The following is a 17,558-nucleotide window of genomic DNA, read 5'->3' as shown; positions in this document are numbered from 1 at the left end:
GGACGGACAAGCCATCCATGACGTTGTAGCTCGTCTGGAAGCGCCTGGAGCGCAGGGCGATGGCCTTGCGCAGGGGCTCGGCGGCTTCACCGAGGGAGGGCCAGTCCTCGTCCCGCCAGGGGCCGAGTGCCTGCAGGTAGCGGTCGAAGTAGCTCCGCCCGGCCCCGTCCGGAATGTCCGAGCGCTGGGCCCAGCGCAGGCCGCGTTCCACGAGCGCGGCGGCCGCGGCCCTGTCCGGGGCGCCCGCCGAGAGCTGGGTGCGGCTCCAGGCGACATCCGCCTCCAGTTGCGCCTCCAGGGCACTGCGCATGACGGCGAGTAACTGAGGCACGAGCGCTGGCGGGTGGCGTACGCGCACGCAGACCGGGACGCCCTCCAGAGCGCTGGAGGGGGGCGCTCGGGGCTCGAGGTCGAAAGCGCCGGCCGCCGCGGCCTCCCCGAAGAGACGTGAGGCGATCTCCTCACGCGAGGCGTACCCGGGCACCCAGAGCAGCTCGGGCCGCTCCGGGTCCACTTGCACGGGGAAGGAAGCCTCCCGGGCCGGGAGGAAGGTGAGCGCGTCGTCCTCCCCGTCCTCCGGCGTGCCCTCCGTCTCGAGGTGCTCGTCGTCCAGCCACTCGGGTTGAATCTCCACCGTGGGGGGAAGGCGCCAGGTGCGCACCAGGGCGGGCTTGCCCGAGTGCCTGCCGCCCCACGCATAGGTGAGGGTGAGCAACTCTCCGGCGCCCACTTCCTCCGGGACGTCCACCTCCACCTCCTCCCGGCCCGGCTCGGGGCTCACCAGCCGGGGCAGCGGTGCGGGCGGATGGCCCCGGCGCGGCTCCACCCACAGCCGCGTGCCTTCCCCCCAGTTGAGTTCGCCTGCGGCGACAACCTCATCGCCTGCCTCCACCACGAGGGTGCCGGGGTCCATCACCTGGAGGGAGAGCACGCCGCCTTTCCAGTCCTCAAGGCGGGGACCGAGGGCTTTGGCTCGTGCGTGCACCTCGCCCGAGAGCGTCATCCGCACGCGTCTCGACTCCTCGCCGGCCGCGCTCATGCTGGTGAGAAGATAGCTCGTCACCCAGAGAGCCCGGAGGGTCTTCGAACAGGGGGAGCCTCGCACCCCAAGGCTCCCCCGCGTATCCCACCTCAAGACGGAGCCCAGGAAGCCCTCCCCGCCCCAGAACTTCGGTCCTCTTTCGTCATGGTGCCGGCCTTTCCTCCTGGAGAAACGACCCTGAAGAATAAGGATACGGGACGCATCCAATGCCCTGACGGCACCTGGTTGCCCATCTGCGGAGCCGCCGTCAGTACGTGGGAGGCAGTTGCAACCCCTGGAGCGCCGCTCCCGTCCCAGGAGGGCCCTCCCATCCAGGTGCGCGTGGTTCTTCTCCGTCATTGCGTGGCGCTCCGTTGGAATCACAACCCCCCTGGAGGATAGCCAACGGACCTGCCTACCCTTCAGGAGGGCGGGGGTCTTCCTCCGCCGGGTGCACCGCCGTGCCGACTCCACGAGCCATCCCCTCCGCTTGACGGGCCGGGTAGAGGAAGCGGGCCCCGGATGCCTTTTTCCAGGCGGGCCGAGCGTGCCGACCCTGGAGGGGATGGCGCCCTCGCGACGATCCAAGACTTCCGCTCGTGCGCGCCTGAAGACGTACCGCGCCAGGCGTGACTTCTCCCTCACCTCGGAGCCCGCTCCGGAGGTCCCGGCTCCGCGCGGTGCGGGCGGCCCCCTCTTCGTGGTGCACAAGCACGACGCCACCCGGCTGCACTATGACCTGCGGCTGGAGATCGACGGCGTGCTGGTGAGCTGGGCCATTCCCAAGGGCCCCAGCTACGACCCGGCCGACAAACGGCTCGCCGTCCAGACCGGGGACCACCCCCTGGCCTACGCCACCTTCGAGGGCCGCATCCCCGATGGGGCCTATGGAGCCGGCGACTCGCTCCTGTGGGAAGAGGGCACCTTCGACACCGTGCCGCCGGGCCATGCCTCCGAGCAGCGCGCGCGCGGCCGGCTGCACGTGGTGCTGCGGGGGCACAAGCTCGAGGGCGGGTGGCACCTCATCCGCACGAGCCCCATGGGCAAGAAGGCCCAGTGGCTGTGCTTCAAGGCCAAGGATGGCACCGAGCGGCCCGGCTACGACGTCACCGGGGAGCACCCCGAGTCCGTGAAGTCCGGCCAGCGCGCCACCCGCGGGCCCGCCCGCCGCACCCGGCGCACCGCCGCCCCACGTGCCCCGGCGAAACCCGTGCGCGCCTCCCGTCCCTCTCGCGCGAAGGGGAGTGCCCGCACGCCCGAGGCGCTGCTCGGCGAGGTGTGGCCGCCCATGCTCGCCACGCTGGCCCAGGTGGAGGCCACCGCCGGCGCCGGCTGGCGCTTCGAGGTGAAGTACGCGGCCGCATCGCCCTGCGGTCGCGCAATGGGAATGATCTCTCCTCGCGCTTCCCCACCCTCTTCCAGGTTCGATGACCTCATCCAGCTGGCCACCTCGCTGCGGCGCCACCTGGAGGCGCTGGGGCTGACGAGCGTGCCCAAGACGTCCGGCAAGCGGGGCCTGCACGTGCTGGTGCCGCTCGCGCCCGGGCACACCTACGCGCGGGCGGGGGCCTTCGCCCACAAGGCCTTCGAGGCGCTCGCCGCCGAGCACCCGCGGCTGGCCACCGTCGAGCGCTCCAAGGAGCGGCGCGGGGGCCGGCTGTACCTGGACGCGGGGCAGAACGCCTGGGGCAAGACGGTGGTGGCGCCGTACTCCCTCCGGGCCCTGCCCCACGCGCCCGTGTCCACGCCGCTGGCCTGGTCCGAGGTGACGCCGAAGCTCAATCCCACGCGCTTCACCCTGGACAACGTTCGACGGCGCCTGGACGAGGTGGGAGACCTGTTCGCCCCAGCGTTGGCTGGCGGACAGACGCTTCCATCCGTTTGAGGCCGGCTCGGTGGTAGCGTGCGCCGCCTGTGAGCGTGAGCACGGTGATTGACGGAGCCGATACCCTTCTGCGGCCGAGGGAACTGGCCGCACGACTGGCCGCCGGTGGGCGGGTGGAGCAGGCCCTGGCCGAGCTGCGGAAGCTGGAGCAGCAGGGCCACCCCGAGGAGGCCGCGGCGGGCTTCGAGGCGCTCGCCCGGGCCTGGGCGCAGGGCAGCCAGCTGCTGCGCGCCATCGTCGCGTGCAAGGAGCTGCTGCGGCTGGAGCCCCAGCACACGCGCACGCAGGCCTTCATCGCCAACCTCTACGCGCGCTACCCGGTGCGGCCCGAGCCGGGCGCGGCGGACCAGGTCTCCGCCGAGCTCGAGCTCCTCCCGGAGCGGGAGGATCCGGTGGCGGTGCCCCTCTTCTCCATGCTGTGCCGGGATGCCTTCGTGGCCCTGCTGGAGGCGGTGGACGTGCGCACGTATGCCTCCAGCCAGCCGGTGATGCGCGAGGGGGACCCGGGCGCCTCCATGTTCTTCATGGTGGAGGGGCGGGGAGACGTCTGGCGGCTGCTGGAGGGCAGGGGGCCGCAGGAGGGGCCGGTGGTGGAGGGCGCCGTCTTCGGGGAGATGGCCCTCATCACCGAGGGGCCCCGGTTGAGCACCGTGATGCCGTCGGCGCCCTCGGTGCTGTTGGAGCTGACGCGGGCGCGGATGGCGGAGCTCTCCCGGAAGCACCCCCTGCTGGAGCGCGTGGTGCAGGCCTTCTGCCGCAAGCGCGCGGCGGACAACCTGCTGCGCACCCACCCCATCTTCTCCCCGCTCCGTCTGGAGCAGCGGCGGGCGCTGGCCCGGGAATTCCAGCTCCAGCGGGTACCGGCGGGCACCACCCTGCTCACCGCCGGCACCCTGGGGGATGCCCTCTACCTGCTGCTGCGCGGCCGGTGCACGCCCTTCCACATGCACCCGGACGGGCAGGAGACGCCCTACCCGGTGCTGCGCGAGGGGGACGTCTTCGGGGAGATCTCCCTGCTCATGGACAAGCCGGTGACGGCCATGGTGCGCACGGACGTCCCCTGCGTGCTGCTGCGGCTGGAGCGCTCCGCCTTCGAGCGCCACATCTTCAGCCAGCCGGGCATGCGCGACGCGCTGTTGAAGATCGGGACCGAGCGCCTCCAGCGCACCGCCCGGATGCTCGGGGAACGGTAGCCGGGCCTCCCACCGGGGGGCCCTCACGGCCAGTGAATCCCGCCCGGACCGTCCGCTCCTGGCAGTGCCCGCAAGATCCTTTTGCAAGCCGCTTTCGGGGGGCCTAGAAGACCCCCGGAGATTTCCAGCGGACGGAAGGACGGCACTCACATGACGGACAGTTTCAAGAGCAAGAGCCAGCTCAAGGTCGGCTCGGCCACGTACGACTTCTACAGCCTCGCGAAGGTGGGCAAGGACCACGCGTCCGTGGCCCGCCTGCCCTTCTCGCTGAAGATCCTGCTCGAGAACCTGCTGCGCCACGAGGATGGCCGCGTGGTGAAGCGCGAGCACGTGGAGAAGATGCTCGCCTGGAACCCCAAGGCCGAGCCGGACACGGAAATCTCCTTCCACCCGGCGCGCGTGCTGCTGCAGGACTTCACCGGTGTGCCCGCGGTGGTGGACCTGGCCGCCATGCGCGAGGCGCTCGCCGCCATGGGGGGAGACCCCGCGAAGATCAACCCGCGCAACCCGGCGGACCTGGTCATCGACCACTCCTTCCAGGTGGACGTGTTCGGCACCACGGACGCCTTCCGCGCCAACGCGGAGCTGGAGTTCGAGCGCAACCAGGAGCGCTACGCCTTCCTGCGCTGGGGCCAGAACGCCTTCAAGAACTTCCGCGTGGTGCCCCCGGACGTGGGCATCTGCCACCAGGTGAACCTGGAGTACCTGGCCCAGGTGGCCTTCCGTCAGGGCAACGTGGTGTGCCCGGACTCGCTGGTGGGCACTGACTCCCACACCACCATGGTCAACGGCCTGGGCGTGGTGGGCTGGGGCGTGGGCGGCATCGAGGCCGAGGCCTCCATGCTCGGCCAGCCGATTACGATGCTGATTCCGCAGGTGGTGGGCTTCAAGCTGACGGGCAAGCTGCCCGCGGGCGCCACCGCGACGGACCTGGTGCTCACCGTCACGCAGATGCTGCGCAAGAAGGGCGTGGTGGGCAAGTTCGTCGAGTTCTACGGCAACGGCCTGCAGAGCCTGTCGCTGCCGGACCGCGCCACCATCGCCAACATGGCCCCCGAGTACGGGGCCACCATCGGCTTCTTCCCGGTGGACCAGGAGAGCCTCAACTACCTGCGCTTCACCGGCCGTCCCGAGGAGCTCGTCGCCCTGGCCGAGGCCTACTTCAAGGAGCAGGGCCTCTTCCACACCGCCAACACCCCGGACCCCGTCTTCAGCGACACGCTGGAGCTGGACCTGTCCACCGTGGTGCCCAGCCTCGCCGGCCCCAAGCGCCCGCAGGACCGCGTCACGCTCAAGGACATGAAGGGCGCCTACGAGAAGTCGCTCGTGGAGATGCTGGCCGCCGGCAAGAGCAAGGGCGAGGACGACGAGGGCGGTGGCAAGGCCAAGGCCCCCGCGGCCCCGGTGCCCCCCGAGCGCCTCGAGCAGACCGTCACCGTGAAGGCCGGCAACCAGAGCTACGAGCTGGGCCACGGCGCCGTCGTCATCGCCTCCATCACCTCGTGCACCAACACCTCCAACCCGGCGGTGCTCCTGGGCGCGGGCCTGCTGGCCAAGAAGGCGGTGGAGCGCGGCATCAACGTGAAGCCCTGGGTGAAGACGAGCCTCGCCCCGGGCAGCCGCGTGGTGACGGACTACCTCAAGGAGGCCGGCCTCATGCCCTACCTGGAGGCGCTCGGCTTCCACGTGGTGGGCTACGGCTGCGCCACCTGCATCGGCAACTCGGGCCCCCTGCCGGACCCCGTCGCCGACGCCGTCACCTCGGGCGACCTGGTGGTGGCCGCGGTGCTCAGCGGCAACCGCAACTTCGAGGGCCGCATCAACCCGCACGTGCGCATGAACTACCTGGCCTCCCCGCCGCTCGTGGTGGCCTACGCGCTCGCCGGTGAGGTGGGCAAGGACCTGGACACCGAGCCCATCGGCACCGACCGCAACGGCCGCCCCGTGTTCCTCAAGGACATCTGGCCCACCACCGAGGAGATTGGCCAGTTCATCAAGTCCGCGGTGAAGCCCGAGCAGTTCCGCACCCAGTACTCGCGCGCCATGGAGGGCGACCAGCTCTGGCAGGCGCTCCAGTCCGGGGGCGGCAACACGTTCAAGTGGGACCCCAAGTCCACCTACGTGCGCAAGCCCACCTTCCTGGAGAACATCCCGGCCGAGCCCAAGCCGCTCGTCGACATCAAGTCCGCCCGGGTGCTCGCGCTGCTGGGTGACTCCGTCACCACGGACCACATCTCCCCCGCCGGCAACATCGCCAAGACGAGCCCCGCGGCCAGGTACCTCATGGACCAGGGCGTGCAGCCCAAGGACTTCAACTCCTACGGCGCGCGCCGCGGCAACCACGAGGTGATGGTGCGCGGCACCTTCGCCAACATCCGCCTGAAGAACCTGCTGGTGCCCGGCGTGGAGGGGGGCGTCACCGTCCACATCCCCACCCGCGAGCGGATGAGCATCTACGACGCCTCCATGAAGTACCAGCAGGAGGGCACCGCGCTGGTGGTGCTCGCCGGCGCCGAGTACGGCACGGGCTCCAGCCGGGACTGGGCCGCCAAGGGCACGGCCATGCTGGGCATCAAGGCCGTCATCGCCAAGAGCTTCGAGCGCATCCACCGCTCCAACCTCATCGGCATGGGCGTGCTGCCCCTGCAGTTCGAGGCGGGCCAGGACGCGCAGAGCCTCGGCCTCACCGGCCACGAGACGTTCGAGATCACCGGCATCTCCACGGACCTGGCCCCCCAGAAGAAGCTCACCGTGAAGGCCACCGGCGAGGGCGGCACCAAGGAGTTCACCGCCCTGTGCCGCATCGACACGCCCAACGAGCTCGACTACTACCGCCACGGCGGCATCCTGCTCTACGTCATGCGCCAGCTGGCCAAGGCGTAGTCGCGTGTAGGCTTCACACTTCCACGCTTCCCATCCAGGCGGCCCGGCGTGCCCTTCGCGGCGCGCCGGGCCGTCTGCTTTGGGGCCGAAGCAGTGTCCTCGAATGAACCGTTGTAGTATCCGGGGCCCCGGCGGCACGCACCAGGCCGGAGGCCGCTGGACACACGGTATGGGTACTGAGTCGAATCCAGGCAACGACACCGCGCAGGACGCGGAGCAGGATCTCCAGCAGCGGTTGAGCCTGGCGACGCCTCAGCACACCACGCGGGGCTTCCTGTTCTCCTCGCTGCTGCGGGTGGTGCGGGAGCTCGGCGGGGACGAGGCGGTGGTGCAGCGCTGCCTGGCGGCCAGCGGCGAGAAGTCCTTCGTGGAGTTCTTCAACTACCCCACGCGCTCGCTGCTGCTGTTGCTCTCCGCCGCGGCGCGCTCGATGAGCACCAAGCTGGGCAGCTACGAGGAGGTGCTGCGGCAGATCGGCTTCAAGGCGGGCTCCAGCTACATGGAGACGCCGGTGGGGCGCACGGCGCTGCAGCAGGCCGGGAGCACGCCCCAGCAGTTCATGATCGCCCTGCAGACGCTCTACTGGGTGCTGACGACGTACGGGAAGCCCGCGCTCACCTGGCCCGGGACGAACCGGGGCGTGCTCACCATCGAGGTCACCTTCATGCCGCTCGCCTACCACGTGGGTGGGGCGCAGGCGATCGCCAAGCGGCTGGGCGTGAAGAACGTGAACATCAGCGCGCGCAAGACGGGAGACCTGAGCATCGCGCTGGAAGTGTCCTGGTAGGAGGGTCCTGGTAGCAGGGCGCCTCACCCCTCCTGGAGCCGGGCCCAGGCGGCGCGGTAGCGGGCCAGCCGCTCCGCGTCCCTGGCCGTGACGGCCGGCAGCCGCCGCACGTCCATGTTGTCCTCCAGGTCCGCCCGCTTCACCCGGCGCGCGAGGGGGTGGGGGAGGACGCGCTCGATGAAGGCCTCGTACGTCTCGCCCTCGCGCTTGGTCAGGCAGTCCAGCGCGCTCAGCACCTCCTCGGGGTAGCCGAGCCCGCGCAGCCGCTCCAGCGTCCAGGGCGAGTCCTCCACCACGTCGTGCAGCACGGCCACCATGCGCTCCGTGTCCGTCTCCAGGCGCATCATCACGCGCAGGGGGTGGAGGATGTACGTCTGTCCGGCCTTGTCGCGCTGGCCCCGGTGGGCCTCCACGGCCAGGGCGATGGCGTCTTCCAACGTGGGGGTGCTCATCACCAGAGTCCCTTCTTGCTGCGCTGGGCCTTCTTCTCGCCCTCGCGCTTCTTGGTGTCCAAACGGCGCCGCTGCGAGCCCTTGGTGGGTTTCGTCTTGTGGCGTTTCTTGGGCACGTAGGTGAGGACCTGGAGGCCCTCGCGCAGGCGCTCGAGCGCGGCGCCCTTGTTCTGCGACTGGCTGCGGCGCTCGGTGCCGGTGACGGACAGGCCCGTGGGCGGGTGGGTCAGGCGGACACCACTGGCGGTGGTGTTGCGGTGCTGGCCGCCCGGGCCGGAGGCGATGAAGAACTCCACCTCGCAGGCGCGGAGCAGTGCGTCGTCATCCAGGGCGAGCGCTTCCAGCGCGGCTTGTCGGCGGGAGGGATCGACGGTCATGAGGGGGCCAACCGGGTTCGAGGGGTGTCTTCCGCACCGCGCCTGACGGAGCGGAGCAGGCGGGTCTGACGTCGCTCCGGGTGCGATGACGCGGCATTCCAGGCTGGCGGCTTCCCCATGGGATACGGGGGACACCTGGAGAGTCGTGTGTCACCCAGTTGCTTATAAGTCAGGGTTGTCTGCATATGAGTGTGCTCACTGCCTGACTGGCGGAGTCAGGAACGGGGTCTTCAGGACCCGGGTGAAGCACGGGGGGGCTGTGTGTGGATGACGCAAGCCTTGCCTCGAATCCGCCGTCACCGAGGCACGAACGAGAGGGATGCATGATGGGGAGCACCTTGTCGAGGAGCCTGCTGGTGACGCTCCTTCTGGCCGTGACCTCGATGGTGGTGGGATGTGGGGAGAGGGAGGGGGAGGATGAAGGGGCGCTGGGACAGCGAGGGGCGCCCATCACGGTGCAGGGGATGCCCTACCGCCTGGCGGCGGGGTTGGGGCACTCGCTGTACGTGCTGCCGACGGGGACGGTGTGGAGCTGGGGCAACAACGCCCAGGGGCAGCTGGGGGAGGGGAGCACCACCCAGCGGCTGAACCCGGTGCAGGTGGCGGGGCTCACGGGCATGACGGCCGTGGCGGCGGGCAACAACCACTCGTTGGCCCTGAGCGACACGGGCCGGGTGTGGGCCTGGGGTGGCAACGGGGAGGGGCAGCTGGGGGATGGCACCACCACGCAGCGCCCCACTCCCGTGCAGGTGCCGGAGCTCACGGACGTGAAGGCCATCGCCGCCGGCAACCTGCACTCGCTGGCGCTGAAGACGGATGGCACCGTGTGGGCGTGGGGCACCAACGCCTCCGGCCAGCTGGGGGAGGGCACCCACACCAGCCGCAACGTCCCGACGCAGGTGCCGGGGCTGACGCGGGTGTCGGCCATCGCGGCCGGGGACACGCACTCCCTGGCGCTGCGCGAGGACGGCACGGTGTGGGCGTGGGGGAACAACGCCTCCGGCCAGCTGGGGGATGGCACCACCACCTCGCGCACCGTGCCGGTGCGGGTGCTCGGCCTCACGGGCATCGTGTCCATCGCCGGAGGCGGTGCCCATTCCGTGGCGGCGCACGGCGACCGCACGGTGTGGGCCTGGGGTGACAACTCCCGGGGACAGCTCGGAGACGAGGGGACGGAGCCGTCGCCCACGCCGGTGCGGGTCCACGGCCTGACGGACATCGTGTCCGTCGCCAGCGGGACGCACCACTCCGTGGCCCGGAGCGGCGACGGCGCCGTGCGGGTGTGGGGTGACAACGGCCAGGGCCAGGCGGGCCAGGCGCTCCCCGGCCCGCTGCGCCTCCCCGTGCAGGTGCCCGGTGTCAATGCCCAGGCGATTGCCTGTGGCAACGCCTACGTGCTGGTGGGGCGCGGCGATGCCACCGTCCAGGCGTGGGGCGCCAACTCCTTCGGCCAGCTGGGCCATGGCAGCGCCAGCTGGCGTCCCGTTCCGGAGCAGGCGCGGGAGCTGTCCGGCATCTCGGCCGTGGCCGCGGGGGACGTCCACGCGCTCGCGCTGCGGCCGGATGGGACGGTGTGGGCCTGGGGTGACAACGGCCAGGGCCAGCTGGGGGACGGGAGCTTCTCCCAGCGCCCGCTGCCGGTGCGGCTGCCGGGCCTGTCGGACGTGAAGTCCGTGGCGGTGTCCAGCTACCACTCGCTGGCGCTGAAGAACGATGGGACGGCGTGGGGTTGGGGTGACAACTCGTTCGGCCAGCTGGGGGAGGGCCCGGGCGGCAAGCGCGCCACGCCGGGACAGGTGCCGGGGGTGTCGGACGCCACGGCCCTCGCCGCGGGGGGCTACCACTCGCTGGCGCTGAAGTCGGATGGGACGGTGTGGTCCTGGGGCGACAACACCTACGGCCAGCTCGGGGATGGCACCACCTCCTTCACCGCGCGCCCCACGGCCCAGCGTGTCCTCTCGCTCTCGGGTGTCACCCGCGTGGCCGCCGGCCTCTACCACTCGCTGGCGCTGAAGTCGGATGGCACGGTGTGGGCCTGGGGCGACAACGCCTACGGCCAGCTCGGCGAGGGCACCACCACCGCGCGCAGTGCGCCCGTGCAGGTGCCGGGGCTCTCCAACATCGTGTCCATCGAGGCCGGGCCCTTCCACTCGGCGGCGCTGCGCGTGGACGGCACGGTGTGGATGTGGGGGGACAACTTCTACGGCCAGCTCGGGGATGGCACCACCCACCCCCGCTCCCTGGCGGCCCCGGTCGCGGGCCTCACGGGCGCCGTCTCGGCCCTCTCCTCCCGGGGCAGCCACGTGCTGGCCCAGGGCGCCGATGGTCAGCTCTGGGCGTGGGGGCGCAACGCGACGGGCCAGCTCGGCCTGGGCACCAACACCTCGGTGAGCACCCCGGTGCGCGTGCCGGGGTTCTCGCGCGTCACGGCTCCCTCGGCCGGTGGCCGGATGTCCGTCGTGCTTCGCGAGGGGGGCACCGTCTGGACCTGGGGTGACAACACCTATGGCCAGCTCGGCAATGGCGCCACCAGCGTGTACCCCTTCCCCGTGCAGGTGCGGGGCATTCCGCGCCCCGCGCGGCTCTCCGCGGGCTCCGGCCATTCGCTCTACGCGCGCAACGACGGCATCGTCTCGACCTGGGGCAGCAACAGCGACGGGCAGCTCGGCGTCGAGGAGGTCTCCTCCAGTGAGTCCTTCTTCCTGCTGGCGGAGCCCCGCTCCGTCGAGGTCGTCTCGGCGGGCGGCTACTTCTCCCTGGCGCTGCGCGTGGACGGCACGGTGTGGGCCTGGGGGGACAACTCCTCGGGGCAACTGGGGGATGGCACCACCACCTCGCGCGCCACGCCGGTGCGGGTGCAGGGGCTCACCAACGTCATCGCCCTCTGGGCGGGCAGGAACCACGCCCTGGCGGTGCGCGTCGATGGCTCCGTATGGGCCTGGGGTGACAACGCCTCGGGGCAGCTGGGGGATGGCACCACCACCTCGCGCACCACGCCGGTGCAGGTGCAGGGCCTGCTCGGCGTCAAGGCCGTCGCGGGCGGCTCCGGCCACTCGCTGGCGCTGCGCTGGGACGGCACGGTGTGGGCCTGGGGCGCCAACGCCTCCGGCCAGCTCGGGGACGGCACCTTCTACTCGAGCCGTGTTCCGGTGCCGCTGCCATCTCCGGAGCTCACGGGCGTCACGGCCATCACCGCCGGGAGCGTGCACTCGCTGGCGCTGCGCGAGGACGGCTCGGTGTGGGCCTGGGGTGACAACAGCACCGGCCAGCTCGGGGACGGCACCACCACCGCGAGCGCCACGCCGGTGCGGGTGGTGGGCCTCGAGAGCGTCACGGCCCTCGCGGCCGGCCAGGCGCACTCCCTGGCCCTGCGGAGCGATGGGACGGTGTGGGCCTGGGGTGACAACACCTTCGGGCAGCTCGGGGACGGCACCGCGACCCCCAGCTCCCTGGCGGCCCAGGTGCAGGCGCTCGCGGGCGTCGATGCCATCGCCGCCGGTGGCTCGCACTCCCTGGCGCGGAAGTCGGACGGCGCCATCACCAGCTGGGGCGGCAACGCGTACGGACAGCTGGGGGATGGCACCGCGGGCTTCCGGCTGATGGAGCTGGAGTAAGGCTCACCGGAGTGCGGCTCTCCGCGCCAGGTGCCTGCGGCGCGGGAGCTTGCCCTCCTGGAACAGGTAGCGGGCGAGCCTCTGGCCGAACGTCAGCAGCACGAGGCCCACCAGCAGCTGGGCGCCGAGGATGATGCGGTTGACGTCCACCGCCGGCATCCAGCGCACCTTGCCGTTGCGCAGGACGAAGGCCCCGGCGGGCCGGGCGTTCAACCCGAAGCCGCTGCCGTAGCCCTTGCCGGTGCTCTCGGCCCCCTGCGCCCCCTCGGCCACGGGGCCTTCTCCACCGCCTCCCCCGCCGCCTCCCGTCACCCGGGCGGCGGGGATCAGCGTCACCGCACCCTGTTGGATGGGCTCTCCGAAGACACGCCGGACACTGAATGCGTCGCGAGCCCTGTCGATGACCTCGTTGACGTCCATGATGGGACCCCCCGTGCTCGAGCTTCTCCAGCAATGAGGTAGGCACCCGTCAGGGGGTCAGCACCCGCGGAGGCGCCATCCCCGGCGCTCGTCCGGAGGCCCGGGAGGCCCCGGAGGGCCGGGCGGGCGGCTCCCGGAGGGCCGGGGGGGCGCTCTCCGGATGATAGCCGGACCCTCTCATTTCGAGAGGTTCGAGCCCCTGGGAATGACCCGGCGCATGTGATTCCAGGGGGTTGCACGTTGGCAGGCGGGTTGCTCCAGGGAGAGGCCAGAGAGGCACTTCCCTCGGAGACGACTTCCATGGCCATCGAGACCTGGCGCATCGACACGCAGCACTCCTCCATCGGTTTCACCGTGCGGCACATGGTGGTGGCGCGGGTGCACGGCCGCTTCACCCGCTACGAGGGGAGGCTGTTCACGAACGGCGACCTGCTGAAGGCGCAGGCGGAGGTGAAGATCGAGGCGGCGAGCATCGACACGCAGGTGGAGGCCCGGGACAACCACCTGCGCTCGCCGGACTTCTTCGACGTGAATGCCTTCCCGCGCGTCATCTTCCGCAGCAAGCGCGTGCAGGCGGTGGGCAAGGACCGCTACGCCGTGGTGGGGGACCTGACGCTCAAGGACACCACGCGCGAGGTGACGCTGGAGACCGAGTTCCTCGGCCGGGTGACGGACCCGTACGGCACGGAGCGGCTGGCGTTCAGCGCGCGCACGAGCGTGGACCGCAAGGACTTCGGGCTGACGTGGAACAAGGCGCTGGAGACGGGCGGGGTGCTGGTGGGCGAGCGCATCGACATCGAGCTGGACGTGCAGGTGGTGAAGGCGGCGGCGGCGGAGAAGGCGGCGTGAGGCGGAGGGAGGCTGGCCGGGGCCCGTGCCGGCGTGAAGTCGTCGGTGGGTTGCTGGCCGGCGTGACGGGCCTGATGGGCGGCATGGAGCTCGCCCGGGGCGAAGCGCCATCGGCGGCCCGGGCATCCAAACGGATTGGAGACAAGGAGTACCCCATGTTGATCGTTCGACCCTCTGAAGCGCGCGGCCATGCGAACCACGGCTGGCTGGATTCCCACCACACCTTCTCGTTCGCGGACTACTACGACCCGAGTTTCATGGGCTTCCGCGCGCTGCGCGTCATCAACGAGGACCGGGTGGCGCCGCGCAGTGGCTTCGGCACGCACCCGCACCGGGACATGGAGATCATCACGTACGTGCTCTCGGGGCAGATCGAGCACCGGGACAGCATGGGGACGCTGGGGGTGCTGCGAGCGGGAGAGCTGCAGCGGATGACGGCGGGCACGGGGGTGCTGCACAGCGAGATGAACCGGAGCAACGAGGAGCTGCACTTCCTGCAGATCTGGATCCTCCCCGAGCGCCAGGGCCTGACGCCGAGCTACGAGCAGAAGGCCTTCACGAAGGAGGAGCGCCAGGGCCGCTTCCGGCTGGTGGTGTCGCCGGAGGGGAAGGACGGAGCGCTGAAGGTGCACCAGGACCTGAGGCTGTACAGCACGTTGCTGGGGAAGGGCGAGAAGACGGAGTACGCGCTGGCACCGGGCCGGCACGCGTGGCTGCAGGTGGCGCGCGGGGCGGGCACGCTCAACGGCGTGGAGCTGAAGGCCGGGGACGGAGTGGCGGTGGCCGACGAGGGGCGCCTGGTGCTCTCGGCGACAGAGCCGCTGGAGGCCCTGCTCTTCGACCTGGCGTGAAGGGGGAAGAGAAGTAACCTGGAGGTGGGTTCATCCGTAGAGGCAGGTGGAGGAGACACCATGAAGCCAGCCGGACACGTTGAAACGCCCACCTCCCGGTTGCTGCCGGTGGACGCGATGGCGCCCACGCGGGTGGAGACGGCCACCTTCTCGTTGGGTTGATTCTGGGGCCCGGACGCCCGGTTCGGGCGTCTCCCTGGAGTGATTCGGACCCGTGTGGGCTACACCGGCGGCAGCCAGCCGGACCCGACGTACGAGCAGCTCGGGGACCACACGGAGTCCTTCCAGCTCGACTACGACCCGGCGCGCATCTCCTACGAGACGCTGCTGGAGTGGTTCTGGAAGGAGGCCGATCCGACCGAACGTCCCTACAGCCGCCAGTACATGGCGGCGGTGTTCTACGCGGACGAGACGCAGAAGCGGTGGGCGTTGGCGACGGCGAAGCAGGCCATGGCGGGGAGGCGCGGACCCATGCTCCTGCCCATCCTGCCGCTGGGCACGTTCCACCGGGCCGAGGACTACCACCAGAAGTACTACCTGCGCCGCTACACGGACCTGATGCGCGAATTCAGCGGCTACAACGAGCGCGAGTTCGAGGACTCCACCGTGGCGATGTGGCTCAACGCCTGCGTGGGCGGCTACCTGAAGCGCGAGGAGTTGGAGGCCGAGGTCGAGCGCCTCGGGTTGCCGGAGGCCGAGCGCCAGCATGTGCTGAAGCTCGGGAAGGCGGCCCTGGCGCACCGCCGCCGGTGAGGCCGGGCGCGGGTTCGATTCCCGCACCCACTCCTGACGAGGAGGCGTGGAGCATCTTGGGGGACAGGAGCAACTCGCCCGTGCCGGAGTCCTGACGGTCCCCTCTACTTGCCGTCGTTGCGCGCCGTGCCCAGGCGGCCCGTCCGGGAATCGCCATCCACCTCGGCCAGCTTGCCCTGCTCGAAGGCCCGGACCACCGCGTTGAAGATCTCCTGGTCGCTCGCCTTGGGGTTGTTCTTCAGCACGTTCACCGCGACCTGCCGGCCGATGTCGTTGTTGTGCAGGTCCATGCTCTTGTCCACCACCGACGTGTTCTTCGGGTTGTTCTCGTGCGCGTCGGCCATCTCCCGGGCCTTCTGGCTGGCCGCGTTCAGGTCGCCCAGGGTCAACGGGTTGTCATAGGCGCGCTTCACCATCAGCGCATTCCACGTCGCGTGGCGCAGGGCGTTGCCCACCCCATTGCCCCGGATGTCCAGGTCGGAGCCCTTCATGGTCCGGCCGGCATGGGCGCTGGCGAGCTGGTCCGCCGTGTCGGCGGCATCGCTGAATGGCTTGGCCAGGTGCAGGTTGGTGCTCAAGAAGCCCTTCTCGGCATCCGACAGGCTGCCGAACCGCTGTGTCAGGCTGTTGATCGCCCTGTTCAGGTTGTTCAACCCCTGCTGAGCCCCCTGGGTCGCGCCCGTGAAGGCATCCACGGGGTTCGGAATCCGGAGCTGGGCCACCTGCTTCGTCGCCGCCGTCGACAGCTGCTTCGCGGTCTGCACGACGTTCTTGTTTCCAGTCAGGCTGCCCAGGGCGGCGAAGGCATTGTTCTTCAAGGACCTGATCATGGGTTTTCTCTCAAAAATGTGAGGCGATGTTCCTGATTAGCCGAGAGGGTCCACGGCTGTTTCCTGCCCCGGCTTCATTGACGCTGAGATGACGAAGCCTTGATGGCCGGGCGTCTCCGCGGATGGCGTAGAGGCAGGAGAGAGCCCTGCTGCACAAGGCGCTGCGCGCCGAAAGCGTAGACGCGGAGGAAGGCGATGAACGACAAGGTTCGAGCCACGCATCTGGAGCGTCGAGCGGTGGTGTACCTGCGCCAGTCCACGCTCAGGCAGGTTCACGCTCGTGGCCCGCTGCCCGCGCGCTCGCGGGCGCGATGGACGAAGCGCGTTGCCACTGTGGCGCCGAAGTCGTGCGCCCGGTGCCCCGGCTCGTTAATGGCTGGAAAAGCACCTTCCGGCCGTGCCGTCTCGACCCGCCCCTCCTGCCGAGGGGCCCACTTGGAGGTTGGTATGCACAGAGTCACCGCGTGCCCCGCGCAGTCCCTCCCGCGCGGGTTCCCAGCAGTACTTGGGCCCTGGCTCGCTCTGTGCATCGCCTTGTTGCAGACGGGAGCCGCACGGGCGGAAACCCAGCGCCCCTTGCCGTCGGGCCTGAGCCTGCTCGGCGAAGGGGGCAACAGCGTGGCCCGATTCACTCTGGGCGGCTCGGGCCTGGCGGTCGAGCCGGTGGCGGTCACCCCGCTGATGCCGTCCGCTCCCGAGGTGGGAGCGCCCTGGTCGGACTTCGACATGGCGCGCGTCCGCCGCGCGTCGGCCCTCGGCGGGAGGCCCTTGGCGCAGCCAACGCCCTTGCGCTGGAGCTCGGGCTCCCTCCACGGCCCCGTGCTCCTGGGCCAGGAGGACTCCGCCCGCGTCACCCCGGCGCTCATGGTGGCCACCAACTGGTGGCTGGCCTACCGCTACCGCACCTCGTACGACATGACCCTGCTCCATCCGCTCTTCACCGTGGGGCTCGCCCTCAACGGCGACCTCCTGTGAGGCGGGCCCTCCTTGGCGCTCCCGCACTCGGGCGGAGAGGCCGCGGTGGCCGGGAGCACGGACGGGAGGACGTCACCGGAGCACGGAGGCCACGCGCCCGGACCCCTCACCCGCGCCGGCCAGCGCCCGTGCGAGCAGCCGTCGCAGCCGCTCCCTGTCCGTGGAGTCCACCCCATCGAGCTCGACGAGGTGCAGGGCCCGCTCGAGCAGCGCCGTTGTGAGGCCCCCATCACCTGGCCCAGCCCGCTCAGGGCCAGGGCCATGTTGCCCTCCGCGCCGAGCGTGTTGGAATCGCGGACAGCCCCTCCTGCTGTTGGAAGCGTTGCCGTAACACCAGGTGCCAGAGGTCTGCCCAGCTCTGCTGGAGGTTCTCCGCGGCAGTGCCACTCACTGCCCAAGCGACTGGGGCGGCGGCTTCGCGCTGAAGGCGGGCGAGTAGCACTCCTCTTGATGCTCGTAGAGGACGTCCGGGCACGGGGCCTTGAGCTTGTGCGGCAACCAGCAGGCGCCGATCAGCTCGACCTCGGCGTAACGGGTGCAGGGCGGGCGCTTCTGCCCCTTGAAGGGCTCACGCGGCAGCGGACGGGCGAGCACGAACTCCCCAGCATCCGCGGTGTCCACGAGTCCCCCATGGGTGGGCTGATCCGGATTTCCACCTTCCGTGAGTT

13 protein-coding genes and 2 pseudogenes are annotated in these 17,558 nt (G+C 70.6%); 9 read left to right on the top strand and 6 right to left on the bottom strand.

Annotated features, from left to right (window positions below):
- A partial coding sequence (locus AC16DP_RS34930; protein ID WP_483956933.1) for a hypothetical protein occupies positions 1-1,063 on the bottom strand: 1,063 nt, incomplete at its 3' end.
- A gap of 523 nt (positions 1,064-1,586) precedes the next feature.
- Between AC16DP_RS34930 and ligD the strand changes: the two genes are divergently transcribed.
- The 4 genes from ligD to AC16DP_RS34910 all read left to right on the top strand — a co-directional run bounded on the left by ligD (position 1,587) and on the right by AC16DP_RS34910 (position 7,769).
- Positions 1,587-2,906 carry a non-homologous end-joining DNA ligase LigD gene (gene ligD / locus AC16DP_RS34925; protein ID WP_329733864.1) on the top strand — a complete coding sequence of 440 codons (1,320 nt, stop codon included), beginning with the start codon at positions 1,587-1,589 and terminating at the stop codon, positions 2,904-2,906.
- 44 nt (positions 2,907-2,950) lie between these two features.
- Positions 2,951-4,099: a cyclic nucleotide-binding domain-containing protein gene (locus tag AC16DP_RS34920; RefSeq protein WP_329733863.1), complete on the top strand. Its 1,149-nt coding sequence runs from the start codon at positions 2,951-2,953 to the stop codon at positions 4,097-4,099.
- Between the two features lie 150 nt (positions 4,100-4,249).
- The gene (acnA, locus tag AC16DP_RS34915) at positions 4,250-6,982 is read left to right on the top strand and encodes an aconitate hydratase AcnA (protein ID WP_329733862.1); all 2,733 of its coding nucleotides are present in this window, start codon (positions 4,250-4,252) and stop codon (positions 6,980-6,982) included.
- A 169-nt stretch (positions 6,983-7,151) separates the two neighbouring features.
- Complete coding sequence (locus AC16DP_RS34910; RefSeq protein ID WP_329733861.1) at positions 7,152-7,769, top strand: TIGR02265 family protein; 618 nt, start codon at positions 7,152-7,154, stop codon at positions 7,767-7,769.
- 23 nt (positions 7,770-7,792) lie between these two features.
- Here the strand turns inward: AC16DP_RS34910 and AC16DP_RS34905 are convergent, their stop codons facing one another.
- Together AC16DP_RS34905 and AC16DP_RS34900 are read right to left on the bottom strand one after the other, a co-directional pair.
- The gene (locus AC16DP_RS34905) at positions 7,793-8,221 is read right to left on the bottom strand and encodes a GTP pyrophosphokinase (RefSeq protein WP_329733860.1); all 429 of its coding nucleotides are present in this window, start codon (positions 8,219-8,221) and stop codon (positions 7,793-7,795) included.
- Positions 8,221-8,598 carry a peptide chain release factor-like protein gene (locus tag AC16DP_RS34900; protein ID WP_329733859.1) on the bottom strand — a complete coding sequence of 126 codons (378 nt, stop codon included), beginning with the start codon at positions 8,596-8,598 and terminating at the stop codon, positions 8,221-8,223. Before AC16DP_RS34900 ends, AC16DP_RS34905 begins: the two co-directional genes overlap by 1 nt.
- 323 nt (positions 8,599-8,921) lie before the next feature.
- Here AC16DP_RS34900 and AC16DP_RS34895 point away from each other — a divergent pair, with 323 nt between their 5' ends.
- A complete protein-coding gene (locus AC16DP_RS34895; RefSeq protein ID WP_329733858.1) occupies positions 8,922-12,212 on the top strand; it encodes an RCC1 domain-containing protein in 3,291 nt (1,096 codons plus the stop codon).
- A 3-nt stretch (positions 12,213-12,215) separates the two neighbouring features.
- On the opposite strand, the gene AC16DP_RS34890 is transcribed toward AC16DP_RS34895, so the two are convergent.
- Entirely contained in the window at positions 12,216-12,632 is a 417-nt protein-coding gene (locus AC16DP_RS34890; RefSeq protein ID WP_329733857.1) for a GerW family sporulation protein, read from the bottom strand.
- A gap of 300 nt (positions 12,633-12,932) precedes the next feature.
- Here AC16DP_RS34890 and AC16DP_RS34885 point away from each other — a divergent pair, with 300 nt between their 5' ends.
- The 3 genes and pseudogenes from AC16DP_RS34885 to AC16DP_RS34875 form a co-directional block, all read left to right on the top strand.
- Complete coding sequence (locus AC16DP_RS34885; RefSeq protein ID WP_329733856.1) at positions 12,933-13,481, top strand: YceI family protein; 549 nt, start codon at positions 12,933-12,935, stop codon at positions 13,479-13,481.
- Between the two features lie 155 nt (positions 13,482-13,636).
- Positions 13,637-14,332 (top strand): pirin family protein, encoded by a 696-nt coding sequence (locus tag AC16DP_RS34880; protein WP_329733855.1) that lies wholly within the window; start codon positions 13,637-13,639, stop codon positions 14,330-14,332.
- Positions 14,333-14,506: 174 nt separating this feature from the next.
- Positions 14,507-15,085: pseudogene (locus tag AC16DP_RS34875) on the top strand (peptide-methionine (S)-S-oxide reductase MsrA); the annotation flags it as partial.
- 104 nt (positions 15,086-15,189) lie between these two features.
- Here the strand turns inward: AC16DP_RS34875 and AC16DP_RS34870 are convergent.
- Positions 15,190-15,915 carry a DUF6973 domain-containing protein gene (locus AC16DP_RS34870; RefSeq protein ID WP_329733854.1) on the bottom strand — a complete coding sequence of 242 codons (726 nt, stop codon included), beginning with the start codon at positions 15,913-15,915 and terminating at the stop codon, positions 15,190-15,192.
- Between the two features lie 618 nt (positions 15,916-16,533).
- Between AC16DP_RS34870 and AC16DP_RS34865 the strand changes: the two genes are divergently transcribed.
- Positions 16,534-16,890, top strand: coding sequence for a hypothetical protein (locus tag AC16DP_RS34865; RefSeq protein WP_329733853.1), 357 nt, complete (start codon positions 16,534-16,536; stop codon positions 16,888-16,890).
- A 387-nt stretch (positions 16,891-17,277) separates the two neighbouring features.
- On the opposite strand, the pseudogene AC16DP_RS34860 reads toward AC16DP_RS34865, so the two are convergent.
- A pseudogene (locus AC16DP_RS34860) lies at positions 17,278-17,558 on the bottom strand (hypothetical protein); the annotation flags it as partial.

Source organism: Archangium sp., from assembly GCF_057119385.1.
Note: the sequence above shows the minus strand (reverse complement) of the source record. Positions and strands in the feature narration are given on the sequence as shown.

Coding starts and splice junctions, on each gene's coding strand:
- ligD (WP_329733864.1), top strand. CDS start 1,587: ATGGCGCCCTCGCGACGATCCAAGACTTCCGCTCGTGCGCGCCTGAAG.
- acnA (WP_329733862.1), top strand. CDS start 4,250: ATGACGGACAGTTTCAAGAGCAAGAGCCAGCTCAAGGTCGGCTCGGCC.
- AC16DP_RS34910 (WP_329733861.1), top strand. CDS start 7,152: ATGGGTACTGAGTCGAATCCAGGCAACGACACCGCGCAGGACGCGGAG.
- AC16DP_RS34905 (WP_329733860.1), bottom strand. CDS start 8,221: ATGAGCACCCCCACGTTGGAAGACGCCATCGCCCTGGCCGTGGAGGCC.
- AC16DP_RS34900 (WP_329733859.1), bottom strand. CDS start 8,598: ATGACCGTCGATCCCTCCCGCCGACAAGCCGCGCTGGAAGCGCTCGCC.
- AC16DP_RS34895 (WP_329733858.1), top strand. CDS start 8,922: ATGATGGGGAGCACCTTGTCGAGGAGCCTGCTGGTGACGCTCCTTCTG.
- AC16DP_RS34890 (WP_329733857.1), bottom strand. CDS start 12,632: ATGGACGTCAACGAGGTCATCGACAGGGCTCGCGACGCATTCAGTGTC.
- AC16DP_RS34885 (WP_329733856.1), top strand. CDS start 12,933: ATGGCCATCGAGACCTGGCGCATCGACACGCAGCACTCCTCCATCGGT.
- AC16DP_RS34880 (WP_329733855.1), top strand. CDS start 13,637: ATGTTGATCGTTCGACCCTCTGAAGCGCGCGGCCATGCGAACCACGGC.
- AC16DP_RS34870 (WP_329733854.1), bottom strand. CDS start 15,915: ATGATCAGGTCCTTGAAGAACAATGCCTTCGCCGCCCTGGGCAGCCTG.